Source organism: Acinetobacter sp. CIP 64.7, assembly GCF_000369745.1.
Classification (GTDB): domain Bacteria; phylum Pseudomonadota; class Gammaproteobacteria; order Pseudomonadales; family Moraxellaceae; genus Acinetobacter; species Acinetobacter fasciculus.
The window spans coordinates 1,402,416-1,427,406 of the sequence record NZ_KB850179.1 but is presented as its reverse complement, the minus strand read 5'-3'; the positions used below and the strand labels follow the sequence as shown (position 1 = coordinate 1,427,406).

General features: G+C 46.4%; 23 protein-coding genes. 19 read left to right on the top strand and 4 right to left on the bottom strand.

From position 1 onward, the window contains the following. Positions 1 to 108: 108 nt before the first annotated feature. The gene (paaZ, locus tag F890_RS13430) at positions 109 to 2,220 is read right to left on the bottom strand and encodes a phenylacetic acid degradation bifunctional protein PaaZ (protein ID WP_004646054.1); all 2,112 of its coding nucleotides are present in this window, start codon (positions 2,218 to 2,220) and stop codon (positions 109 to 111) included. A gap of 263 nt (positions 2,221 to 2,483) precedes the next feature. Here paaZ and paaA point away from each other — a divergent pair, with 263 nt between their 5' ends. The 13 genes from paaA (at position 2,484) to F890_RS13365 (ending at position 14,453) form a co-directional block, all read left to right on the top strand. Continuing rightward, a complete protein-coding gene (gene paaA / locus F890_RS13425; protein ID WP_004646055.1) occupies positions 2,484 to 3,428 on the top strand; it encodes a 1,2-phenylacetyl-CoA epoxidase subunit PaaA in 945 nt (314 codons plus the stop codon). A gap of 33 nt (positions 3,429 to 3,461) precedes the next feature. Then, positions 3,462 to 3,752, top strand: a complete 291-nt coding sequence (gene paaB, locus F890_RS13420) for a 1,2-phenylacetyl-CoA epoxidase subunit PaaB (protein ID WP_004279183.1) — start codon at positions 3,462 to 3,464, stop codon at positions 3,750 to 3,752. A gap of 16 nt (positions 3,753 to 3,768) precedes the next feature. After that, entirely contained in the window at positions 3,769 to 4,524 is a 756-nt protein-coding gene (paaC, locus tag F890_RS13415; RefSeq protein WP_026056591.1) for a 1,2-phenylacetyl-CoA epoxidase subunit PaaC, read from the top strand. A 28-nt stretch (positions 4,525 to 4,552) separates the two neighbouring features. Then, the gene (paaD, locus tag F890_RS13410; protein WP_004646058.1) at positions 4,553 to 5,053 is read left to right on the top strand and encodes a 1,2-phenylacetyl-CoA epoxidase subunit PaaD; all 501 of its coding nucleotides are present in this window, start codon (positions 4,553 to 4,555) and stop codon (positions 5,051 to 5,053) included. A gap of 75 nt (positions 5,054 to 5,128) precedes the next feature. Continuing rightward, a complete protein-coding gene (gene paaE, locus F890_RS13405) occupies positions 5,129 to 6,187 on the top strand; it encodes a 1,2-phenylacetyl-CoA epoxidase subunit PaaE (protein WP_005262548.1) in 1,059 nt (352 codons plus the stop codon). A 38-nt stretch (positions 6,188 to 6,225) separates the two neighbouring features. Next, a complete protein-coding gene (locus F890_RS13400) occupies positions 6,226 to 6,996 on the top strand; it encodes an enoyl-CoA hydratase-related protein (protein WP_004646060.1) in 771 nt (256 codons plus the stop codon). Further along, entirely contained in the window at positions 6,996 to 7,787 is a 792-nt protein-coding gene (gene paaG, locus F890_RS13395) for a 2-(1,2-epoxy-1,2-dihydrophenyl)acetyl-CoA isomerase PaaG (protein WP_005247159.1), read from the top strand. Before F890_RS13400 ends, paaG begins: the two co-directional genes overlap by 1 nt. A gap of 3 nt (positions 7,788 to 7,790) precedes the next feature. After that, positions 7,791 to 9,344, top strand: a complete 1,554-nt coding sequence (locus F890_RS13390) for a 3-hydroxyacyl-CoA dehydrogenase (RefSeq protein ID WP_005267382.1) — start codon at positions 7,791 to 7,793, stop codon at positions 9,342 to 9,344. 11 nt (positions 9,345 to 9,355) lie between these two features. Beyond that, the gene (gene pcaF / locus F890_RS13385; RefSeq protein ID WP_005262543.1) at positions 9,356 to 10,567 is read left to right on the top strand and encodes a 3-oxoadipyl-CoA thiolase; all 1,212 of its coding nucleotides are present in this window, start codon (positions 9,356 to 9,358) and stop codon (positions 10,565 to 10,567) included. Positions 10,568 to 10,627: 60 nt separating this feature from the next. Beyond that, positions 10,628 to 11,920: a phenylacetate--CoA ligase PaaK gene (gene paaK, locus F890_RS13380; protein ID WP_005267381.1), complete on the top strand. Its 1,293-nt coding sequence runs from the start codon at positions 10,628 to 10,630 to the stop codon at positions 11,918 to 11,920. 63 nt (positions 11,921 to 11,983) lie between these two features. Continuing rightward, positions 11,984 to 12,922 carry a phenylacetic acid degradation operon negative regulatory protein PaaX gene (gene paaX / locus F890_RS13375; protein WP_004279192.1) on the top strand — a complete coding sequence of 313 codons (939 nt, stop codon included), beginning with the start codon at positions 11,984 to 11,986 and terminating at the stop codon, positions 12,920 to 12,922. Between the two features lie 31 nt (positions 12,923 to 12,953). Beyond that, positions 12,954 to 13,562 carry a DapH/DapD/GlmU-related protein gene (locus F890_RS13370; RefSeq protein WP_005262539.1) on the top strand — a complete coding sequence of 203 codons (609 nt, stop codon included), beginning with the start codon at positions 12,954 to 12,956 and terminating at the stop codon, positions 13,560 to 13,562. 129 nt (positions 13,563 to 13,691) lie between these two features. Continuing rightward, positions 13,692 to 14,453: a class I SAM-dependent methyltransferase gene (locus F890_RS13365; RefSeq protein ID WP_005251061.1), complete on the top strand. Its 762-nt coding sequence runs from the start codon at positions 13,692 to 13,694 to the stop codon at positions 14,451 to 14,453. A gap of 60 nt (positions 14,454 to 14,513) precedes the next feature. Here the strand turns inward: F890_RS13365 and F890_RS13360 are convergent, their stop codons facing one another. Then, positions 14,514 to 15,323 (bottom strand): cytochrome C assembly family protein, encoded by an 810-nt coding sequence (locus tag F890_RS13360; protein WP_004730673.1) that lies wholly within the window; start codon positions 15,321 to 15,323, stop codon positions 14,514 to 14,516. Between the two features lie 138 nt (positions 15,324 to 15,461). Between F890_RS13360 and ffh the strand changes: the two genes are divergently transcribed. The 3 genes from ffh to F890_RS13345 all read left to right on the top strand — a co-directional run bounded on the left by ffh (position 15,462) and on the right by F890_RS13345 (position 18,336). Next, entirely contained in the window at positions 15,462 to 16,868 is a 1,407-nt protein-coding gene (ffh, locus tag F890_RS13355) for a signal recognition particle protein (protein WP_004279196.1), read from the top strand. Positions 16,869 to 17,019: 151 nt separating this feature from the next. Next, complete coding sequence (locus F890_RS13350) at positions 17,020 to 17,586, top strand: RBBP9/YdeN family alpha/beta hydrolase (protein ID WP_005262538.1); 567 nt, start codon at positions 17,020 to 17,022, stop codon at positions 17,584 to 17,586. Positions 17,587 to 17,730: 144 nt separating this feature from the next. Beyond that, positions 17,731 to 18,336 carry an RBBP9/YdeN family alpha/beta hydrolase gene (locus F890_RS13345; RefSeq protein WP_005262536.1) on the top strand — a complete coding sequence of 202 codons (606 nt, stop codon included), beginning with the start codon at positions 17,731 to 17,733 and terminating at the stop codon, positions 18,334 to 18,336. Here the strand turns inward: F890_RS13345 and F890_RS13340 are convergent. Together F890_RS13340 and F890_RS13335 are read right to left on the bottom strand one after the other, a co-directional pair. Then, a complete protein-coding gene (locus tag F890_RS13340; RefSeq protein WP_005262533.1) occupies positions 18,290 to 19,030 on the bottom strand; it encodes a type III pantothenate kinase in 741 nt (246 codons plus the stop codon). The genes F890_RS13345 and F890_RS13340 overlap by 47 nt on opposite strands. A gap of 14 nt (positions 19,031 to 19,044) precedes the next feature. Beyond that, a complete protein-coding gene (locus F890_RS13335) occupies positions 19,045 to 19,800 on the bottom strand; it encodes a biotin--[acetyl-CoA-carboxylase] ligase (RefSeq protein WP_005262531.1) in 756 nt (251 codons plus the stop codon). 27 nt (positions 19,801 to 19,827) lie between these two features. On the opposite strand from F890_RS13335, the gene F890_RS13330 reads away from it, so the two are divergent. From F890_RS13330 to smc, 3 genes are all read left to right on the top strand, one after another. Further along, positions 19,828 to 20,631, top strand: coding sequence for a sulfite exporter TauE/SafE family protein (locus F890_RS13330; protein WP_005247146.1), 804 nt, complete (start codon positions 19,828 to 19,830; stop codon positions 20,629 to 20,631). Positions 20,632 to 20,831: 200 nt separating this feature from the next. After that, positions 20,832 to 21,527 (top strand): GntR family transcriptional regulator, encoded by a 696-nt coding sequence (locus F890_RS13325; RefSeq protein WP_005262529.1) that lies wholly within the window; start codon positions 20,832 to 20,834, stop codon positions 21,525 to 21,527. An 11-nt stretch (positions 21,528 to 21,538) separates the two neighbouring features. Further along, positions 21,539 to 24,991 carry a chromosome segregation protein SMC gene (gene smc, locus F890_RS13320; protein WP_005262527.1) on the top strand — a complete coding sequence of 1,151 codons (3,453 nt, stop codon included), beginning with the start codon at positions 21,539 to 21,541 and terminating at the stop codon, positions 24,989 to 24,991.

The following is a 24,991-nucleotide window of genomic DNA, read 5'->3' as shown; positions in this document are numbered from 1 at the left end:
TCTAGAGGCTAAATGGATAGGCGTCAATCTGTTTTTAAGAATAGATACAAATAATTTTTAAAGACTAAAAAAAGGAATCATAATGATTCCTTTTTTTAGTGTGCATTTTTAGCCACGTTCAACCAGGGTTAAAATATCATAGGTTGCAACCAGTTCATCGCGCTGGTTTTTCACTTTAATATCCCAGACCACCACACCATGTGGCTTCTGTGCCGGATCGCGCAGTGCTTTTGGAGTTTTCTGCTTACAGGTCAGTTCTACCTGAATGGTGTCGCCAATTTTTACTGGCTCCACAAAGCGTAAGTTGTCCATGCCATAGTTGGCAATGACTGGACCCTGAGCGGCATCAACGAATAAACCGGCCGCAGCAGACACCACGAAATAGCCATGGGCAACACGCTCACCAAACAGCGATTCTGCTGCAGCAATCTTGTCCATATGCGCATAGAAATGATCACCGCTCAGGCAGCCGAAATTCACCAGATCTGCTTCGGTCACGCTACGTCGTGCAGTCAGTAAACGTTCACCGATACGCAATTCATCAAATGATTTTTTAAAAGGATGCACTCGGTCTTCAAAGACCTGAGCTCCGGCAGTCCAGCTATGGCCGACTTGGGTCATGGCATTTGGCGAGCCTTGAATCGCAGTACGTTGCATATAATGTTTGACTGCGCGCAAGCCACCGAGTTCTTCACCACCACCGGCACGTCCTGGCCCACCATGCACCAGTAAGGGCAATGGCGAACCATGTCCGGTACTTTCTTTGGCACTTTCAGCATCCAGAATGTGTACACGACCATGCCATGGCGAAATTTTGCTGAGCAGTTGTTCAATATTTTCATCGGTATTGCGTACGATGGATGCCACCAGACTACCTTCGCCACGTGCCACCAGGTCAGCAAGTTGAGCCAGGTCAGTATATGGCATTAAAGTCACTACAGGTCCAAAGGCTTCAATCTTATGGATATTTTCTGCCTGAGCTGGCACTTTGCATACCAAAACTGTCGGTGGATAGCATGCAGACTTTTCAGCGTTTTGTACTTGAATCTTAAAGTCCTGACGCAAGTGGCTACCGAATACGATCTCTGCATCCTGGCTGAGCTGTTCAACTTTTGCCGCGACATCATATTTCTGTTTGACGCTGGCCAAAGCACCCATCGTCACGCCTTCCTGAGCCGGATCACCCACAACGACTTTTTTCAGTTTTTCAATTAGGCGACTCTGTACGGTGTCCAAAAGTTCAGCCGGAATGAATGCACGACGAATTGCGGTACATTTTTGTCCGGCTTTAGAGGTCATTTCACGGAAGACTTCACGGACAAATAAATCAATGCTTTCGTCATTGGCTTGTTCAGTCAAAATCGCGCTGTTGACTGAATCTGCCTCCATCGTGAATGGAATAGAGTAGGCATTGAGGTGCGGATGAGAACGGAGTTTTTGTCCTGTTGATGCTGAACCGGTAAAGGTGACCGTATCTTGAGGATTTAAATGATCAAATAAATCATAAATCTGACCGCAAATCAGCTGAAGTGAACCTTCTGGTAAAAAGCCGCTTTCATGAATAGCTTTGACCACGGCGTGGGTCAGCTCGGCACCTTCTGTTGCCGGTTTGACAATACAGGGTACGCCTGCTAGTAGCGTCGGTGCGATTTTCTCCAGCATGCCCCAGATCGGGAAGTTAAAGGCATTGATATGCACTGCGACACCGGCTTTAGGACTCAGTATATGTTTGGCGCCAAAGTTGCCTTGCTTGGATAGCGGAATCCATGCATCTTCAACCCATGCGGTTTCATCACTCAGTTCGCGACGCACCAAACTCGAATAGGCATATAAGGTCCCAATCCCGCCTTCAATATCAATCCAGGCATCTTTACGGGTACAGCCGGTTGCCTTGGCAAGTTCATAAAAGTCTTCTTTGCGTTCCATCAAATACTGTGCCACTTGCTTCAGTGCATTGGCACGTTGATGAAACGTCCATGTGGCAATAGTCGCACCTTTTTGTTTGGCATACTTCACCACGGCTTGGGTATCGATACCCTGACTGCCAACTTGATAAACCGCCTCACCGCTAATGGCATGATAAACCGTACGTAAATCGGCTTGCGCTGTGTATTCTTGGCCGTACACCAGTGAAGCTAAGCTTTTGATGGCAATAGGATTATGAGTTGATTCAGTATCTTGATAATCCATTGTGCTTGAGCTGCTGTCTAACTCTAACATTGTAAAAACTCCATTTATGATACGTTTTGAGGGGTATTTTTAATTTTGATGTTTCATAATTTGTGTTGAAAAATTGAAAATGTCAATCATAAATCTGTGTTTAAAAATGAATAACAATAAAATAAAAAATATTAAATGATGTAAAACATATATTTACAAAAAATAAGGGATAAAAATTAAATGATACCAATAAATAGATATTGATTTTAATTACGTATCGTTTTAATTTGGGTGTATCAACACTTGGGATAAGTGAGGGAACAATGAATAACCAACAACAAATCTTCGATCAAAAGATTGAAAAGGATATTTCCATAGAGCCGAAGGACTGGATGCCGGATGCTTATCGTAAGACCTTGATTCGTCAGATCGGTCAGCATGCACACTCTGAAGTGGTGGGCATGTTGCCGGAAGGCAACTGGATTACCCGTGCACCGACCTTGAAGCGTAAAGCTGTGCTGATGGCAAAAGTTCAGGACGAAGCCGGTCATGCTTTGTATCTGTACAGTGCTGCAGAAACCTTGGGTGCGGATCGTGACGACATGATGGATAAACTGATTGCCGGTCGCATGAAATATTCTTCAATTTTCAACTATCCAACCCTGAGCTGGGCCGATGTTGCCGCGATTGGCTGGCTGGTAGATGGTGCAGCAATTGTCAATCAGGTTGCGCTGTGCCGTACATCTTATGGTCCTTATGCCCGCGCTATGGTGCGTGTGTGTAAGGAAGAAAGTTTCCATCAGCGTCAGGGCTTTGAAGCCATGATGGAACTGGCCAATGGTACGCCGGAACAAAAGCAGATGGCACAAGATGCAGTGAACCGTTTCTGGTGGCCGGCCCTAATGATGTTTGGTCCAAGTGACGATAATTCACCGAACAGTGCACAAAGCATGCAGTGGAAAATTAAATTATTCAGTAACGATGAGCTACGTCAGAAATTTGTCGATAACACCGTGTCGCAAGTTTTACAGCTGGGTTTAACCGTTCCCGATCCAGACCTTAAATTCAATGAAGCCACCGGACATTATGAATTTGGTGAAATCAATTGGGATGAGTTTTTTGCGATTCTTGCAGGCAAGGGACCGTGTAACCATGAGCGTATTGAAGCACGCCGCAAAGCTTGGGAAGGCGGCAAGTGGGTACGTGATTCAGCAGCCGTCTATGCGCAGAAACAGCAGCAACAGTCAGCAGCACAAAAAGTTGCTTAAAAAATAGTTTGATCAATATAAGGAAATTTGCTCATGAATAACAAAAACAACTGGTCACTTTATGAAGTGTTTGTGCGTAGTAAACAGGGTCTGAGTCACCGTCATGTCGGCAGCCTGCGTGCGCCGGATGAGGAAGTCGCACTACAAAATGCCCGCGATGTATATACCCGCCGCAATGAAGGCATCAGTATCTGGGTGGTGAAATCTGAATTGATTACCTCTTCCCAGCCAGATGAAAAAGCAGAGTTTTTTGAACCCGCTTTGGACAAGGTTTATCGTCATCCAACCTTTTATAACATTCCAGCTGGCATCGAGCACATGTAAGGGAAGGATGAAGATGATGACAAATCAAGTATTGGCAGAATTTCTTTTACATGTGGGTGACAGTCAACTGATCCTGTCTCATCGTTTGGCAGAGTGGTGTGGTCATGCACCTGAACTGGAGCTGGATATTGCCTTAGCCAATATCGGACTGGATTTATTGGGTCAGGCACGTACTGCCCTCAGTCTGGCGGGTGAAGTGGAAGGACAGGGCCGTGATGAAGACAAGCTGGCTTATTTCCGTACCGAACGTGAATACCGTAATTTGCTGCTGTGTGAACAGCCGAATGGTGACTTTGCCCAGACCCTGGTGCGCCAGTGGTTGATGGATCACTACCACGCTTTATTGTTTAGCGCCTTAAGTCAAAGTCAGCATGCTGAGTTGGCCGCCTTTGCAGTGAAGTCACTCAAAGAAGTGAAATATCACCAGCGTTTTTCCACCACCTGGATGGAGCGCCTAAGTTTAGGTACCGCAGAAGCGCATGAAAAAACCCAGCAAGGTTTAAACCAGTTATGGCGTTTTACCGAGGAACTTTTTGTTCTGACGGCTGATGAAAGACAGTTGGTCGATAGCGGTGTCATTCCAGATATTGAAAATTTAAAAGCCCAGTGGCTGGAGACCATTACATCCGAGTTAGCGCGATTTGAATTAAGCCTGCCAGAGCTAGGCGCTTATCGCAGTGGGGCTAAACAGGGTTTACATACAGAACATCTCGGTTTTGTTTTGGCTGAACTGCAATACATGCAGCGCTCATATCCAAACATGAACTGGTAATTCGGCACAATCACAGGGAGTGAGTCGCATGAATCTGATTCGACACGTAGAAGATCAATGTTGGGACGTTTTACAGCAGGTTTCTGATCCAGAGATTCCGGTATTGTCAGTGATTGATCTGGGTATGATTCGTGGCGTCGAGCTGAATCAGCAGGATGAAATTGTGGTGCGACTCACGCCGACCTATAGCGGCTGTCCGGCCACGGATTTATTAAAAGCAGAAATTACCCAGGCTTTCGAGGCGAACGGTTTGACGCCAGTCAAAGTGATTGTCGATCTGTCTGAAGCCTGGACTACGGACTGGATGAGTGAATCGGGCAAACACAAATTACAGCAGTATGGTATTGCCCCGCCGCAAGGCCAGTCACATAGCTGTGGTACGCATGTGGCATTGACCGATGGCATCACCTGTCCACAGTGCTTAAGTCATAACAGCAAATTATTAAGTGAATTCGGTTCAACCGCCTGTAAAGCTTTATATCAATGTCGGGACTGCTTAGAAACTTTTGACTATTTCAAATGTATTTGATTGTAACGATTGCTCGGTGGTCAGGGTAAACCAATAACAAGCCTGAACACCGCCACCTAAAAGAAGGATTTTGCCATGAGCCAATTTATACCGTTAACCATTAAATCGATTCAGCCACAAACCGAGCAGGCGATCTGCATTGCCTTTGATCTCGCGCCTGAACAATTGGATGCTTTCCAATATCAGCCAGGTCAGCATCTCACCATCCGCCATTTAAGCGATGACGGCGAGCTGCGCCGCTGCTACTCGATCTGCAGTGATACTCAGGAAGACATGAGCATTGCGATTAAAAAAATTGATCAGGGTCAGTTTTCAACCTGGGCCAATGCGCATCTCAAAGCGGGCGATGTACTAGAAGTCATGCCACCGCAAGGGGTGTTCTTTCAGAAAGCCGCCAAGGCTGGTGGCCAGAATTATCTAGGATTTGCAGCAGGCAGTGGCATTACACCAATTTTATCGATTGTAAAGTCGGTGTTGAACCGTCAAGCGGAAGCAACATTCACTCTGGTATATGGCAACCGCTCCTGGAAACAGACCATGTTCTCTGAACAGATCATGGACTTGAAAGACCGTTTTAAGGAACGTCTGCAACTGGTAAATATTTTTTCACGTGAACTGAATGACAGTGACATCTTTAATGGTCGGATTGATGCAGACAAATTGCAGCAGTTATTTCAGGCCAATCTGATTTCTGCCGAAGCAGATCACTGTTTCGCTTGCGGTCCTGAAGAAATGATGACAGCAGTCGAAACGGTATTACCGACTTGGGGCATTCAGCGCAGCAAGATTCATACCGAACGTTTCAATACCGGGACTGCACCACGAGCAACCGCCCAGCAGATGGAAAGCCGCAGTGAAGAACGCGTCAATATCATCCTCGATGGTCGCGAGCTGATTGTTGAAGTCTCTAAACAGGATGACAGTATTTTAGATGCTGCGCTACGTGCCGGAGCCGACCTGCCATATGCCTGTAAGGGCGGCGTTTGTGCCACCTGTAAATGTAAGGTGCTGGAAGGTCAGGTTGAAATGGCGGTGAATTACAGTCTGGAAGAAGACGAAATCCAGAAAGGTTATGTGCTGAGCTGTCAGGCACGTCCGACCACAGCCAATGTACGTCTGAGTTTTGATGAATAAGTACGGAATCAATTGCTGAGCATAGCAGGAGTTCAAGGATGACTTACATTAAAACCAGCTCACCCAAGCCAGGTGTGGTACTGATTGAGCTGAATCGCCCGGAAAAGCGTAATGCCTTAAACAATGCCACCTTGCAAGACATTGCAGCCTGTTTACAAGACTTGGAAACAGATGCTGCTGTGAAAGCCGTGGTCATCACCGGAAATACACAATGCTTTGCTGCTGGTGCCGATTTAAATGAGCTGGCGCAGTTAGATGTGGTTAGCATCCAGCAGGATCAGCGGCCACTGCTGTGGAAAAAAATTGATGAATTTTCCAAGCCTTTAATCATGGCCGTAAATGGCTATGCTTTTGGTGCAGGTTTCGAATTGGCTTTGCATGGTGACATGGTGCTGACCGGAGAAAATGCCCAGTTTGCCTTGCCTGAAATTGGCTTAGGCATGTTGCCGGGTGCCGGTGGAACCCAGCGTCTGGCCCGTCTGGTCGGTCAGCAATTGACGATGCGCTGGGCCATGACCGGTGAAATGATTTCGGCACAGACCGCATTGCAACATGGCATTAGCAGCCAGGTTTGTCCGGCAGAACTGACCGTGCAATACGCACTGGAGCTGGCAGAAAAAATTGCCAAGCAGGCACCGCTGGCTATTCGTGCCATCAAGCAATCTTTAAAGTCGATTCATGAAGTGACTTTAAGTCAGGGACTGAAACTTGAACGTCAACATTTTGTCTGGCTGGCGGCGACCCAAGATCGCCAGGAAGGCATCAATGCATTTTTAGAAAAAAGAAAACCAGAATTTAGAGGTGTGTAATGGATTATCAAACAATTATTGTCGAAGAAAAAAATGCAGTGGGCTACCTGACCTTTAACCGTCCAAAACAGCTCAACAGCTTTAATGAAACCATGCATCAGGAAGTCTCCAAGGTCATCAAGGCCTGGGCCAAAGACAGCCAGATTCGTGCCGTAGTGATCTCAGCCGAAGGCCGCGGTTTCTGTGCCGGTCAGGATCTGAATGACCGTGTGGTCGATCCGAATGCCGATGCACCGGACTTAGGTCTGTCGATTGAAAAATATTACAACCCTCTGATTAAGCTGATTACTGAAATGCCTAAACCGGTGATTTGTGCGGTGAATGGTGTGGCAGCAGGGGCAGGCGCCAATATTGCCCTGGCCTGTGACATTGTGGTGGCAGCAAAATCGGCTTCCTTTATTCAGGCCTTCTGCCGTCTTGGCTTGGTGCCAGATTCAGGCGGTACCTGGTTCCTGCCGCGTCTGGTCGGGCGTGCTCAGGCGATGGGCCTTGCCATGCTCGGCGATAAAATTCCGGCTGAGCGCGCAGTACAACTGGGCATGATCTGGCAAGTGGTTGAAGATGAACAACTGCAAGCAGAAGCGAAAAAACTGGCAGAGCATCTGGCACAGCAACCGACCTATGGTCTGTCCCTGATCAAAAAAGCCATCCATGCCGCAGCCGACAATAATCTGGATGAGCAGCTCATTCTGGAACGTGACCTGCAACGTCTGGCTGGACGTTCAAGCGACTATAAAGAAGGTGTACAAGCCTTTATGCAGAAGCGTACCCCTGAATATAAAGGATGCTAAATCATGCAACAGATCAATTTGGAACAAGTCAAAGTTGCTGTGGTCGGTGCTGGAACCATGGGGATTGGTATTGCACAACTGGCAGCCATGCACGGGCATCCGACCTATGTGTTTGATCTCGATCGCAGCAAAGTTCAGAGTGCCTTAACTGCTTTAGAGGCGCAGCTTAGCAAGCGCGTACAAAATGGCAAAATGACCCAGCAATTGCTGGAAAGTACCTTTGCCAATCTGATTGTGGCAGAGGACATTCAGCAGCTGGCCGATGCGGGCTTAATTATTGAAGCCATTGTAGAGAAGAAAGAAGTCAAACAAAACCTGTTTCAACAGCTGGATACCATTTGCCCGGAACAGACGATTTTTGCGTCCAATACCTCATCGATTTCCATTACCGCCATTGCCTCGGCGATTCCACATCCGGAGCGGGTGATTGGACTGCATTTCTTTAATCCGGCACCGGTAATGAAGCTGGTCGAGATTATCCACGGACTGAAAACCTCAGCAGTCCTTGCCGATGCAGTATTTGAGCTGATGAAGGATTGGAACAAAGTCCCGGTACGGGCCAAATCGACCCCCGGCTTTATCGTCAATCGTGTCGCGCGGCCTTATTATGCCGAAGCCTTTCGTGCCTTGCAGGAAAATGCCACCACTCCGGAACAGCTCGATTACATCATGCGCGAATGTGGCCGTTTTGCCATGGGACCGTGTGAACTCACGGACCTGATTGGTCAGGATGTGAATTTCTCGGTGACACAAAGTGTCTACCAGGAGTTTTTCTATGAACCACGCTACCGCCCGTCCTTGATTCAAAAAGAGCTGGTCGATGCTGGCTGTTATGGCCGAAAGTCCGGTCAGGGTTTTTATGATTATATGCAGGCCAAGCCTGCACCAGTGTATGAATTGCCAGTATGTTATGCCAAGTCGCTGAATAAGCTCAAAGTCACGGTAAAAGGTGAATGGCTGCATTCCTCAGCATTGATTGCACGCTTAAAACAGGCAGCCCATGTGGAACTGAGTTTTCAGGCAGCAGAACAGAATGAAATCCTGATTGGTGATCTTTCTCTGCGAATGTCGCTCGGTGAGTCGGTTGAACTGGCTTATCCGCATGAGCCTGTAGTGTTGATGGACTGGCATGCAGATTGGACAAATGCCGAGGCAATTCCAGTCGTTGCATCACCGGCGTGTAGTACTGAACAGCGCCAGGCAGTGGAGCTATTCTTCATAGGTATGGATATGATACCTATTTGGTCTAAGGATCATCCGGGTCTTTATGTTATACGTAGTATCGCCATGTTGGTGAATGAAGCCTGTGAAGCGGTATTTAATGATATTGCATCAGAGCAAGATATTGATTCTGCTATGAAATATGGAGTGAATTATCCTTGTGGTCCATTCGAATGGGCAGATAAAATTGGGTATTACACAATTTTACAAATTTTAGAAAATATGTATCGTATTTATTGTGAAGATCGCTATAGAACTAGTATATATTTAGCAAAGAAAGCGGTGCAGGGACAGGCACAGCAAACTCAGCAGCACCCATTACGCGTGGCTGGCTAAAAGGAATAATCATGGAACAGGTTTATATTTTTGATGGAGTTCGTACCCCGATCGGACGCTATGCCGGTGGGCTGAGCAGCATTCGTGCTGATGATCTGGCAGCACTCCCGATTCAGTATCTGAAAGAGCAGCATCCGGCATTGCCATGGGCAAAACTGGATGAAGTGATCTTGGGCTGTGCCAATCAGGCCGGTGAAGATAACCGTAACATTGCGCGTATGGCGGCTTTACTTGCAGGACTGCCTGAATCTGTTCCCGCACTTACCGTGAACCGTTTATGCGCCTCAGGTCTGGATGCCATTGGACTTGCAGCACGTGCCATCAAATCGGGTGAAGCACAGTTTATTTTGGCCGGTGGGGTAGAATCCATGAGCCGTGCGCCTTTTGTGCAGTCTAAACCGACCTCAGCGTTTAGCCGTACTCCAGAAATTTATGACACCACCATTGGCTGGCGTTTTATCAACCCAAAATTTAAAGCCCAGTTTGGCGTTGACAGCATGCCGGAAACGGCCGAAAACGTCGCTGAAAAGTATCAGATTAGCCGTGCAGACCAGGACCTGTTTGCGTATCACAGCCAACAGAAAACCGCAGTAGCACAGCAAGAAGGTATTTTTGCCGAAGAAATTCTGCCAGTAGAGGTTAAAGGGCCAAAGAAAACCATCCTGACCATTTCCCAGGACGAGCACCCGCGCGCAGAGACGACACTGGACAATCTGGCCGCCTTAAAAACCCCATTTCGTAAAGAAGGCGGTTCGGTCACCGCCGGCAATGCTTCGGGTGTCAATGATGGTGCGGCTTGCGTATTGCTCGGCAATCAGCAGTTTGCCGATCAGCATGGTTTAACTCCTCAAGCCAAAGTGATCGGGATGGCCAGCGCCGGTGTCGAAGCTAAATATATGGGTATTGGGCCGGTTCCAGCGGTACAGAAAGTGCTGAAACAGACTGGCCTGAGTCTGGAACAGATGGATGTGATTGAGCTGAATGAAGCATTCGCAGCACAATCGCTGGCTGTGATCCGTGAACTCGGTTTGCAAGACGATGATTCCAGAATTAACCCGAATGGTGGTGCCATCGCTTTGGGTCATCCGCTGGGTATGAGTGGCACCCGTTTGGTGATTACCGCCATGAAAGAATTAAAACGTCGTAATGGCAAATATGCACTCTGCACCATGTGTGTGGGTGTTGGTCAAGGTGTTGCACTGGTTTTAGAAAATATGGATTAAACACATCATTCAATCAATGAATTAAACCGTGGTCAGGAAGACTGCGTCAGGAGTAAGAATATGAATAACAATGCAATGGAAAAAATTGAAAAAGTATCGGTTGATGAGTTACGCAGTGTTCAGCTACAGCGTATGAAAAAGACGTTGCAACATGCTTATCAGAATAGCCCGGTTTATAAAAAGAAATTCGATGATGCTGGTGTGCATCCGGATGATTTCAAATCACTGGAAGACCTGGCGAAATTCCCGTTTACCACCAAACAGGATTTACGCGATAACTATCCGTTTGGCATGTTCGCTGTGCCGCAGGAACAGATTGTACGTGTGCACGCATCTTCTGGCACCACCGGTCAGCCGACCGTGGTTGGTTATACCCAGAATGATATTAATGTCTGGTCTGACGTGGTGGCGCGTTCTCTTCGAGCAGCCGGTTTGACCAGCAAAGATATTATTCAGGTGTCTTATGGTTATGGTCTGTTTACTGGCGGTCTAGGTGCGCATTATGGCGTTGAGCGTTTGGGTGCAACGGTGATCCCAATGTCTGGCGGACAAACCGATAAACAGGCGCAACTGATTCATGACTTTAAACCGACAGCACTGATGGTCACGCCATCTTACTGCCTGAATATTATTGAAGCGCTTGAGAAGAAATTTGGTACAGCCAAAAACTGTTCGATTAAAACCGGCGTCTTTGGTGCAGAGCCATGGACCAATGAAATGCGTAAGGAAATTGAAGAGCGTCTAGGCATTGATGCGCTGGATATTTATGGTCTGTCAGAAGTGATGGGGCCGGGCGTCGCCATGGAATGTCTGGAATCCAAAGATGGCCCAACCATTTGGGAAGATCATTTTTATCCTGAAATCATTCATCCTGAAACTGGCGAAGTGCTGGCAGACGGTGAGCTAGGTGAACTGGTATTTACCACTATTACCAAAGAAGGCATGCCGGTGATCCGTTACCGTACCCGTGACCTGACCCGTTTATTGCCAGGCACGGCACGCACCATGCGCCGTATGGACAAGATTGTCGGCCGTAGTGATGACATGATGATTATTCGTGGAGTCAATGTGTTCCCGTCGCAGATTGAAGAGCAGATTTTACAGATCCAGCAACTGATTCCGAACTACCAAATCCAGATTTGCAAACAGGGACATTTGGATACATTGCATATCCGTACCGAAATGCGTAAAGATAGCAGTGACATTATGGCGCACCAGCTGGCAACTCAGCTTAAGGGCCAGATTAAAACCATGGTCGGAATCACGGTAAGTGTCGAAGTGTTGCCTGAAGGGAGTCTGCCACGCTCTGAAGGTAAGGCACAGCGCGTTTTTGATATCCGCAAGTCTGCATGAAGTACTATTGGATGATAGCCAAATGGTCTATCATTCAGTTTCTATAAGGTAAAGTTAAACGCAATGAATCCGAAATTAAAACAAATAATTGATGACTTTATTCAAACTGAAGCACTCAGCGGAACCTCATTAATCATGACCATCTTCGGTGACTGTATTTTTCACCGGGGTGGCATTATCAGTCTGGCCAGTCTGATTCAGCTTATGGATGTCTTCGGATTTAATGAACGATCGGTACGGACTGCCGTATTCCGTCTGGTCCAAAATGGCTGGCTGATGTCTGAAAAAATTGGTCGCACCAGTTATTATCGCGTGACCGAAAGTAGCCGCCAGCGCTTCATTATGGCGGATCAAAAAATTTATAGTTTTCAGCACACTGAATGGGATCAGAAATGGGATCTGGTGCTACTCAGTTCAGTGGAACTGGAAAATAAACTGGTTCTGAAAAAAGAACTGGAATGGCTGGGCTTTGCCAATATCGCCACCAATGTCATGGCCTATCCGGGTTGTGATCATCAGAAACTGCAAAACCTGCTGCTGAATCTGAAAATGACCGATCAGGTGGTGGTGTTCAAAGCTGAAACCTTGCAACTTTGGCAGGAATCCTATCCAACTGTGAAACGCATGGTGGCCACCAATTGGCCGGTGCAGGAACTGCATCAGCGTTATGAAAAATTCATTGCGGATTTCCGGGAATTCTTTCATCTGGTGGAACAGGAAGATGAACTGGATCCGGTTCAGGCTTTTCAGTTACGAATTTTGCTGATTCATCAATTCCGCCGGATTTTATTAAAAGATCCGAATCTGCCTTTTGAATTATTGCCGTCTAACTGGCTTTCCCTGAATGCCCGTAATTTAAGCAGTAATTTATATCAAACCGTGGTTGCGGCAGGGGATGAATTCTTTATGGAGATCGCACGAACTTCGGAAGGTTCGATGCCACCAGTACATCCACAATTTTATAAACGTTTTGGCGGTTTGCGACTGGAAGCCGTCAGCTAATCTAATTCTGCATTTTTAAAGGAATAAAATAATGCCGTGTTATGCCATTGATGGGGTGATTCCTGTGGTCAGCGCTCGCGCTTATGTACATCCGCAAGCCGTTCTGATTGGGGATGTGGTGATTGAAGAGGGCGTATATATCGGGCCTTTTGCTACTTTAAGAGCCGACTTTGGTGGGATTCATATCCAGAAAAATGCCAATGTTCAGGATTCCTGTACCATTCATGGCTTTCCCGGTAGCGTCACGCTGGTCGAAGAATATGGTCATATCGGACATGGCGCGATTTTACATGGCTGTATCATTCGCAAAAATGTACTGGTGGGCATGAACAGCGTAATTCTGGATGAAGCCGAAATTGGTGAAAATACCATTATCGGTGCCAATAGCACGGTTAAAGCTAAAGCTCAAATTCCGGAAAATTCATTGGTACTCGGTAGTCCGGCGCGGGTCATCCGTCCCCTGGAAGCCAAAGAAATCGCCTGGAAAAGCAAAGGGACGCAAGAATATATTCAGCTGACCGAGCGCTGCTTGTCCTCAATGCAGGAGGTCAGTCCGTTAACAGAAGTCTCCGCAGACCGGCTGAGCTATAAAGCCTTCAAGGCAGAGTATCAGATCAAGCAGAATAGCTTGAATGACTAAGTCAAGAACATGATTCTATTCATTGAATGAATTCTGCATTTTAAAAACAGGAAGTGAATGAAACCAAATTCCAACTGCATTCCCTGACCGGCTATTTAGACTGAAATAAAACTGGTCTGGAAAGCATATATGGAAAATAGGGAATTTAAAGATCATTTCTCCCAGCAGTCACAGGACTATGCCTTGTTTCGTCCGCATTATCCGGATGCATTGGGAAAGCTATTGGCAGAGCTGTCACCAGGTACTAAATTGGCTGTAGATGTCGGCTGTGGTTCTGGACAGCTTTCAGAGGTTTTGGCGAATTACTTCGATCAGGTGATGGCAATTGATGCAAGTAGTGAACAGCTTGCCCAGGCCAAACCGCATCCAAAAATTCAGTATGGTCAGGCATTCGCTGAAGAGATCCCGTGTGTTGACCAGAGTATTGATCTGATTGCGGTGGCTCAAGCAGCGCATTGGCTCGATCTGGAAAAGTTTTATGCAGAAGTTCGCCGTATTGCCCGGCCCAATGCCATTCTGGCTTTAATTAGCTATGGCGTGTTCAGTGTGGATGAGCCACATCTGAATCATTACTTTAAGCATTTTTATGAGGTGACGCTTGCACCGTACTGGCCGCCTGAACGTCGCCATGTAGATGAAGGATATAAAAATCTACCATTTCCATTTCAGGAAATTGTGATTCAACCACCTGTATTAGAGGTTGAATGGAACTTTTATCAGTTAATTGGTTATATGAGTACTTTGTCGGCCGTGAAAGCTGCCACTAAAGCACTTGGACATAATCCACTGAATGTACTGGCAGATGCCTTATTGCCACAATGGGAAGGTCCAGAATTGCCTAGAGTCATTCGCTGGCCATTATCAGTGCGTGCGGGGCGTATAACCGTTTAAAGAATATTCAAGCTAAAGCCTGTTTATTGGACAATGGATTGAATATTTCAAGGCTCAGAATTATCGCCCTAGAATCATTTCCAGCACAAATTTAGACCCAATAAAACCCAGTGCCAGCAAGCCAAAACCGAGCAGAGTAAAGCGCACGGCTTTCTGGCCACGCCAGCCAAACTTCCAGTGTCCGATTAATAGTGAACCGTAAACCAGCCAGGAAATAATACTGAACGCAGTTTTATGTGCCAGATGTTGAGCAAAGAAATTGTCGATGGTAAAAAAGCCAAAGCCCAAAGCGAGGGTAAGTAAAACAAAACCGGTCATCAGCATATCAAACAGCAATGATTCCATGTCTTGATAAGAGGGTAGCAAACTGACCCAAACGCGGCGTTTTTGCTTCTTTTTCAGCTCACGATCCTGAAAGCGTAAAATTACGGCCTGAATGGTCGCCATGAGCAATACCGCATAAGCAGACAAAGACAGGATAATATGAATATCCAGACCCAAAGAGTTTTGTGTGATGATTTTTGCAGGCTGAGTAAACGCAAAGCCAAGAATTAATCCGGTCGCAGCCACCGGAATCCCGATCAGGTTCAGGGCAATAATCGGACGATAAGTGCTGTAAATAATGCTGAGTAACAGCATCAGACCAGAGGTAAAGGAAAACAGGGCAAAGACATCATAATTGATGCCCAGCGGGGTATGCATATCGCCATATAAAACCAGCGCATGCAAGCCCAGTCCAAGCAGTGCGGTTAGCGAGACAAACCATTGATTAGGAGCACGTTTAGACATTAAATGAATGAACAGATACCAGAAGGAAGCGGTATAAGCGACTAATGCTAAGATCGTATAAACCAAGGGGAGGCTAACCATGTCAAACCTTTTTAAGGGTGATGAATATTCATTTATATAAATTCGCTGCGAACTACAGTATCCTATAGCATTCTATGCATAAATTTTCTATTTTAAGAAACAATTTTTTGCTCATGGCTATTTTAAGCGGATTTTGCAATGTTTGATACCTTAACAGAACGACTCACGCAGAGTTTAAGAAATGTTACTGGCTCAGGGCAGCTAACCGAAGACAATATTAAAGATACGTTACGTGAAGTGCGTATGGCGCTTCTTGAGGCCGATGTTGCGTTACCTGTAACTCGTGAATTCATCGCGAAAGTTAAGGAAGAAGCATTGGGCCAGGAAGTGATGACTCAGTTATCTCCTGGGCAGGCTTTTGTCAAAATCGTTCATGACGAATTGACCAAAATGATGGGCGAGGCCAATGAAAGCCTCGACCTCGCTGCAAAACCACCTGTGGTTGTCCTGCTGGCAGGCTTGCAGGGTGCAGGTAAAACAACAACTGCAGCGAAACTTGCACGCTTCTTACAAGAACGTCAAAAGAAAAAAGTCGCGATGGTCTCTGCCGATGTGTATCGTCCGGCTGCGATCAAACAGCTACAGACTGTCGCAGGTGAAGTCGGTGCGATTTTCCTAGAATCCAGCGCAGACGAAAAACCGATTACGATTGTGAATCGCGCGATTGAACAGGCAAAAATCCAGTTTGCCGATGTACTCATTGTCGATACGGCAGGCCGTTTGCATATCGATGATGACATGATGGGTGAAATCAAAGAGCTGCATGCAGCGATTAACCCGACTGAAACCCTGTTCGTGGTCGATGCCATGACCGGTCAGGATGCGGCAAACACCGCCAAAGCATTCAACGATGCCTTGCCTTTAACTGGTGTGATCCTGACCAAAACTGATGGTGATGCGCGCGGTGGTGCAGCGCTTTCAGTACGCGCGATTACCGGCAAGCCAATCAAATTCTTGGGTATGGGTGAGAAACTCGATGCCTTGGAGCCATTCCATCCTGAGCGTGTTGCACAGCGTATTCTCGGTATGGGGGATGTACTTTCTTTGGTCGAAGAACTTGAACGCAAGGTCGACAAAGAAAAAGCCGAAAAAATGGCGAAAAAACTGCAAAAAGGCGGCAGCTTCAACTTTGAAGACATGCTGATGCAGTTTGAGCAGATGAACAAGATGGGCGGCATGATGGGCTTCCTGGACAAACTTCCTGGCATGAGCAATGCCGGTCTGCAAGATGCGTTGGCGCAAGCCAATCCTGAAAAGCAGGTCAAGAAAATGGAAGCGATTATCCAGTCGATGACCATCAAAGAGCGCCGTAACCCGGACTTGATGAACCCAAGCCGTAAAAAACGTATCGCAGCAGGTTGTGGTATGGAAGTGGCAGAAGTCAACAAGCTGATCAAGCAACATGCCCAAATGGCCAAGATGATGAAAAAATTTGCCAATCCATCCGGTATGGCAAAAATGATGAAGTCACTCGGCGGCTTGCAGAAACAGTTTGGCGGCGGCGGTGGTATGGGTCCATTGTTCGGCGGCAACGACAAGAAATAAGTTGTGTTTAAAAAAAAGGCGCAATATGCGCCTTTTTTTATTGCGAATAAATGGTCAAACTGGTTTAAACAAAACAACATTTACTTACCCAAAATAAAAATCCGATCAGGCAGACTCAGGAGCATGAGCACAAAATAAAGAGAAATTTCAAATGACCCAAGTGATTGTCGTACATGGTTATACTGCAAGCCCGGAAGAAAATTGGTATCCGTGGATTCAGGAAAAAGCCCAACAGGAAAACGTCAGTTTAAAAGTACTTCGGCTCGATCCATCGACCACACCGACACTGGACACCTGGGATCAGCAAATGCGTGAACAGATTGATGCAATTGACGAGGACAGTATCTTTATTGCACATAGCTTGGGAACTGTGGCCGCATTGCATTACTTATCCAGAGAATTAAAACAGCAGAAAATTCAGCAACTGGTATTGATCGCGGGATTTAATGGCCGGTTAGGTCGTCTGGATGAAGTAAACCCTTTTATTGATGCCGCTGATATCGATTTTGATTTACTCAAACAGCAGATTGCAGAACGTGTAGTGATCTATTCTGAAGGCGATGACCGGGTTGCACCAGAATTTAGTCTGGAACAGGCGGACAGTCTGGATGCCATTGTGGTGAATGCCAAGCATCACGGACATTTTATTGATTCTCAAGGCTGTACTGATTTGCCAGAACTCTGGAAAGTAATCGAACCTTATCTGATTAAATCTTAAATTTAGGCATGTTATTGTATTCGCTAAGTTTTAAAATTTAACATGAGATGGTGTTCAAAAAGGCACTTGAATTCCATCTCCAGAATGGTTAAAACTTATTTTTTGTCGACGCAATTTGCGTTCAATGATAATAAGTAAATCACTATGAAAAATATAATAAAGAAAGTCTATATCGTGCCGGATTATCAGGCGACCTCCAATGATCACTGGTACCCGTGGCTGAGTCGCCAGCTTAAAAATGCCGGTTTTGAGTCTAAACGGATTATGCTGGCCAACCCCTTTCAGCCCAATTTAGAAGAATGGCAGCAGAACCTGAAATTGCACATTCCGCACATGGATGAACATACCTTTTTAGTTGCACATGGCCTGAGTTGCGTCAGTGTTTTAAGTTTTTTACAGCAACATTATCTCCAGCAGCAACACAAGATCGGCGGCATCATTCTGGTCTCGGCCTTTGATACACCGCTGGTGGCCTGGTCAGAACTGAATAAAATACTGCAGGCTGTGCGACTCGATCTGAAAAACTTGCCGTATAGCTGTAAACGTGCGGTGATGCTGATCTCCAGTAATGATCCCTATGTGCCTGCACCGATTTCCTTGCGTTTAGCACATAGCTTGAATGCACAAATTTTTGAGATCAAAAAAGCCGGGCATTTTAATAAATCTGATGGGTTTGCCGAATTCCCTCAGTTGCTGGATATTATCAAACAGTGTCTGGCAAATGAGCTGCAAAATGCTGCAGGCCTTTAAGCAAAAGATCAGGTTCAATCCGGGGTTGATACTGAGAGAGATGCTGCGCGAAAAGTGGAGCATCTCCGCCGGTTAACACCAACTGTGCTGGAAAATCATGTAGTACTTTCTCAATCGTGCTGAGCAGACCCAGTAGGATGCCATGATGAACAGCATCGATGGTGTTGCGTCCAGGATTGAGTTCAGAAAAAGCGGTATCCGGGATTTTAATGCCTTTGGTATTCTGAATCAGTGAATCACGTTGCAAGTACAGATTTGGCAGAATAAAACCACCCAAATGTTGTTGTCCTTGCGCCAGATCAATGGTCAGCGCCGTACCGCAACTAATCACACAATAATTTTCATGCGCTTGCGTCGCCACTGCAAGTACCTGTAACCAGCGGTCAATCCCCAGTTGCGAAGGTTCATCATAGCCACAGATCAGACCGGCATATTCTGCTTGTACCTGAGCAAAAATCACTGGAATATGCAGACTTTCTAAAATGCCGAGAATACGCTCATTATTGATTTTATCCTGAACCGAGGATAGACCTACCTGATGCAAGCCCAGCGCTTTGAAATGCTGGATCAGGCCCAATAACAAATCGGCAGGAGACTGTAAATGTAATTCTGCTGCCTGTTCAATAATCTGATCATGCTCGGTAATCCAGTATTTAAGCCGGGTATTGCCGATATCCAACCATAATTTTTTCATTGCTGTATGCCTGTTCATCTACCATTTTTAAGGCGGAGCTGTCCCTGATAAAAGGTCTGGATTCCCTGATCGGTCAAAATCTTGACCGCACCATCGTCCTGAATCCCGAGAAAAGTACCGGAATATTGCCCTTGCACATCGGTAAATTCAACCGTTTGTTGCATAAATGCAGCCGATCGATTAAAACGCGCCGCCAGATTCTGACTGCCATAATTAAACCATTGCCCGGCTTGCTGAATCGCCAGATATAACTGGGCAATCAGTTCGACTCTTGAGGTATGCGATAATCCCAACTCGTTCAAGGAGCTAACCTGCTGATCTGGAAGTTCAGTGGGCAGAGGATCGATATTTAAACCGACACCGACCACCACCTGTGTGGATGAAATCGGCTCGACCAGAATACCACCCCATTTTCCATGCAGGCTATACAGGTCATTCGGCCATTTTACTTGTAATTTTAGCCCTTGCAGACTGGGCATTTGCAGGATATTTAACGCAATTTCCAGCGCCAGACGACCATCGATGGGTTTTTGTGTATGCAGCAATGTGCTTAAATAGATGTTCCCTTCAGGTGATATCCACTGACGTTGACGCTGTCCACGGCCTTGGGTCTGCACATGACTGCACACCAGAACCTGCTGTACCCCCTTCGTTGCCAATTCGCGCACATCATCATTGGTCGATGTAGTAATCGGTTTGATGAGTAATACTTCCGGGAGTTGGCCTGCATCGCTTAATCGTTGTTGCAGTTCACGAGTTTCTACATCCATTTGAATCTAAACGTGGTAAATATCGTTATGGAGTTAATCATATATTTATTGATTGGTGCAATTGCCGGATTCACCGCAGGCCTGTTTGGGGTCGGTGGTGGTTTGATTATTGTGCCGATCCTGTACATTGTTTTTACCCAGCTCCAGTACGATCCCAGCGTGATTATGCATATGGCGGTGGGCACTTCCTTGGCAACAATTATTGTGACTTCTATCAGCTCGGTTATGGCGCATCATCAACGAGGGGCAGTGCTATGGCCTGTATTTCGTAATCTGGCGCCAGGTCTGATCATTGGCTCTTTCTTGGGTGCGGGGATTGCCGATTATTTATCTGGTCAGGGTTTGCAATTGTTAATCGGGTTCTTTGCAGTCTGGGTGGCTTTTAGAATGTTTAGAGGAGCGCATATTCAGATCGATCCGAATCAAAAATTGCCTTCAACCCCGGTACAAATTGCTGCAGGTGGTGGAATCGGTGTGGCATCGGCGATCTTTGGGATTGGTGGGGGGAGTCTGACCGTTCCATTTCTGAATCGCTGCGGAATCGTGATGCAAAAAGCAGTGGCGACCTCTGCGGCTTGTGGGTTGCCGATTGCAGTTGCAGGTGCGCTGGGGTTTATCTGGTTTGGTAAACAGGCGCAGGTCACCGTGCCAAATACTATTGGCTATATTCATATTTATGCCTTTATCGGTATCAGCATGATGAGTTTTTTCACGGCCAAGCTGGGGGCAAAAGTGGCACATCTGCTTTCACCGGCCGTATTAAAAAAATGTTTTGCTGCTCTACTGACCACCGTCGGCCTGTATTTTATTTATCAAGGTTTTATGGCCTGATTTAAATTTTTTAGGTTGGACTGATGTACCGTATTAGGAGAATAGCTCATTATTCTCCTTTTTTATGGGCCTAAGTTGGCTATATAGACATAAGATTGTCTGACAATGTCAAAGTATTTATGGATAAAAACCCGTTTAATAGCAACATAGTCCAAATAAAGGGCTAAACCAGTATCCATAAAAATAAAGACAGGAACGGTATGCCATTAGAACAAGCGCACAGTTTGTCTGAGCAGATTGCCAAGCACATTAGCGAACAGATTATTCGCGGTGAACTGGTCGAAGGCGAACGTATACAGGAGCTCAGGATTGCCTCGGAGCTCGATGTCAGTCGGGGTTCGGTTCGTGAAGCCCTGCTGTTGCTGGAACGCACCCAGCTGATTGAAATCTTTCCGCGCCGTGGGGCGATTGTCTCGGAAATGTCGGCCTTGCAGGTGCGTGCCTTATTTGATATGACCTCGTTATTGCTCGGGCAGATGGTGCATCGCATGGCGGAAACCTGGCGGGTGCATGAAGCTGAGCGTATTCAGCTATTATTAGAGCAATTGGAAGCAGAAACCCGCCAAGGACACACTGAAAAGTTTTATGATCTGATCTTTCAGGGCATGGCCCAGCAACATGAGATGGTCGGGAATCCTTATCTGATGCGCTACTATCAGGAACTGCTGCCTTCTTTACGTCGGAGCTATTTTTTGACCCTGAATATTTCCAGACGCGAGTTACAGGAATCTTTTGACTTATTTAAACTGGTCACTGAAGCAATTTTGATACGAAAAAGCCATCAGGCCACTTTATTTATGGAAGATTTTTGTCGACACTTGCGCAACCTTGTGTTGGAATCTCTGACACGGATGAAACAAATTGAACTCGCGTGGGCCAGACGCTCACGACGTTAAATCAGGACATTATGCGTTTAAGCAGTTTAAAACTTTCAGGCTTTAAATCTTTTGCCGACAGTACCACTTTGCATTTTAAAGATAATCGTACTGCGGTCGTGGGACCGAATGGTTGTGGTAAATCTAACGTCATTGATGCCATACGCTGGGTCATGGGCGAGTCCAGTGCGCGCCAGCTGCGTGGTGGCAGCATGCAGGACGTCATCTTTACCGGAACTGCGAAACGTAAACCGGTGGGCATGGCCAGTGTAGAACTGCGCTTTGACAATACCTATGGCAAGCTGGGCGGTGCTTATAATGCCTATAATGAACTGGCAGTACGCCGTCAGGTCAACCGCGATGGCAAGTCCGAATATTTCCTGAATGGCAGCAAATGCCGTCGTCGTGATATTACCGATATTTTCCTTGGTACCGGTCTTGGGCCACGTTCTTATGCGATTATCGAGCAGGGCATGATCAACCGTCTGGTCGATGCCAAGCCAGATGAAATGCGGGTTTATATTGAAGAAGCCGCGGGTGTATCACGCTATCAGGCGCGTCGCCGTGAAACGATGCTGCATCTGGATCACACCACACAAAACCTGTCGCGTCTGGGAGATATCGCCTCCGAACTGAAATCCCAGTTAAAAACCTTGAAACGGCAGTCGGAAAGTGCGATTCAATATAAAGAACTGGAAGGACAGATCCGAACGATCAAGATCGAAATTCTGTCTTTTCAATGTGAGCAGAGCCAGCGCTTACAGCAGGAATATACCCTTGAGATGAATACGCTCGGGGAAAACTTTAAGCTGGTACGTTCCGAACTGACCACTGTTGAACATGATTTGGGTAGCACCAGTGAGTTGTTCCAGCGTCTGATTCAGCAATCCACCCCTTTGCAAAGCGAATGGCAACAGGCCGAGAAAAAACTGGCTGAACTGGAAATGACCCTGCAACAAAAGCAGTCTTTGTTAGAGCAAAATTCTACAAGTCTGGTCAAACTGGAACAACAAAAAGCCCAAACCAAAGAGCGTTTGCAGTTGATTGAACTGCAACTCGATACTTTACAGCAGCAATTTGAAGATCAGCAGGCGCAGTTGCAGCAGCAAGATGGCCAGAGTCAGGCGCAAAGCCAAAACTTGACTGAGCTCAAAGCTCAACATAGCACTGTGGCAGCGCAATTTACCCAGATCAAAACCCAGGTCGAACAGCAGCAACAGCGTAAATTACAGATGTTGGCTCAAAGCGAGCAACTAGCAAAGAATATTGAGCGGATTGAACAGCAGAAACAGACGCTCCAACAGCAAAGTGCACAGATTCAGCAACAGGCGCAGCAAGATGAGCTGGAGCAGTATCAGGCAGACAAAGCCCAAGCTGAACAGCAAATCGCTGGCTATGAAATTCAATTAACAGATTTAAGAACTCAATTCGAGCAGTTTCAGGCAGAGCAGGCGGCCCATCAGCAGCGCTTGATGCAGCTCAAATCTGAAATTCAGGTGCTTCATTCAGAAAAGAAAAACCTGAGCCAATTACTGACCAAAGCCAATCCAAATGCTAAAAACGATGCGGTCCAGCTGATGCATGTACTTAAGCTCAATGATGCAGGCAAAGGACATGCCAGCCTGATCGAAAAGTTTTTGGCTAAGTGGCTGTCTGCCCAGATTTTGACAGAGGGCGAGCACTTCCTTGAAGATTGTGCGCGTCAGTTAAAGCAACAGGCTGTTCAGAATAAAATTCAGATTGCCAATACGATGTGTCTGGCCGATTGGATTGAATCTCCACATTATTCACTGTGGCAACAAGTCGCGGTCGTAGATACATTAGCGCAAGCATTGCCTCTTCAAACTGAGTTATTACAAGGCCAGACATTACTGAGTTTAGATGGCTACCATGTTGGTGCGGATTGGATGATTGCACTGGACTATGATGAAGCTAGTCAGGCCGGACAAGGTGCATTGAGTCATCGAATCCGTCTGGATGAAATCGAGCAGCAACTTGCAGAACTTGAACCTAAGTTTATGCAGTTGGAGCAGCAGTTACCTGAACTCACCGATCAGGTTAAAGCTTTGCAAAGCCGGATTCAAAGCATCAGTGAGCAGCACAAGCATACCCAAAAGCAGCTGCAGCAACTCGATGTCAATATTGCCAAAGTACAAAGTAGTGCTCAGGCTTTCGCATTGCAAAAGCAGCAATTACACCATCAGTTACAACAACTGGATGAGCAGCTTGAAGAAGATGCCATGCAGAAAGATGATCTGGAAATTGATCTGCATGCCTTGAATATCAAACTGGAACAGGCGCTACCAAATTATAAAACCCTGCAATTCCAGCTAGAAGAATTGAGTGCTCAGCTGGATGACTCACAGCAGCTCAATCAGCAAGCGCAGCAGGAACTGGAAGTGTTGCGCCGGCAAAATGTGCAAAGCCAGCAGCAGATTGAATTACTGGAAAAAGATCAGGTTTTCCTAAAAGAACAGTCTCAGCAAATTACTGCACAAATCGAACAAGCCAAAAAGTTTGTCGATCCGGCACAGTTGGAATTACCTGCTTTACAGAGCCAGTTCAATGAACAGGCGCAGATCACTGAAAAGCTGCAAAAAACCTGGGCCGACTGGCAGGTTGAATTAAATCAGGTGCAGAGCAAACAGCAGCAGCTGACCGAACAGCGTCACAGCTTCCAGCAGCAGGATGAAAAACTTCGCAGTACACTGGAAGAAAAACGTCTGGCCTGGCAGGCAGCCAAATCTGATTTGCAGCATTATTCTGAACAACTGAAAGAGTTGAATAGTGAAGTAATTTCCGGGCTGGATATTGATGTTAAAGCACATCAAGCCAAACTGGAAAAAGCTCAGGCTCAGTTCGATAAACTTGGTGCAGTCAATCTGGCGGCTTCTGAAGAATATGAAGAAGTATCAAAACGTTATGAGGAACTGAGTCACCAGATGCAGGATCTGGAAAATACGGTTGAACAGCTACAGGCTGCGATGAAGAGTATTGATCAGGAAACCCGTAAACTGTTTATGCACACGTTTGATCAGGTCAATGCTGAACTGCAAAACCTGTTCCCGAAAGTGTTTGAAGGTGGTGAGGCGAGTTTAAGCCTTGAAGATGGCTGGCAGTCGGGTGTAAAACTCATGGCCCGACCACCGGGTAAACGAAACAGCTCATTGGCCTTACTCTCTGGTGGAGAAAAGGCCTTAACTGCATTAGCATTGGTATTCGCGATTTTTCGCTTAAACCCGGCACCATTTTGCGTACTGGATGAAGTCGATGCACCGCTGGATGATGCCAATGTGGGACGCTTTTGTAATTTAGTCAAAGAGCTTTCTGAACACGTGCAATTTATTTATATTACCCATAACAAACTTGCAATGATGATGGCGACTGATCTTTTAGGTGTAACCATGCCTGAACCGGGAACATCAAAATTAGTGACAGTTAATTTGGAACAGGCAAAAGAATACGGCCTAGCTGCGGAGGTATAA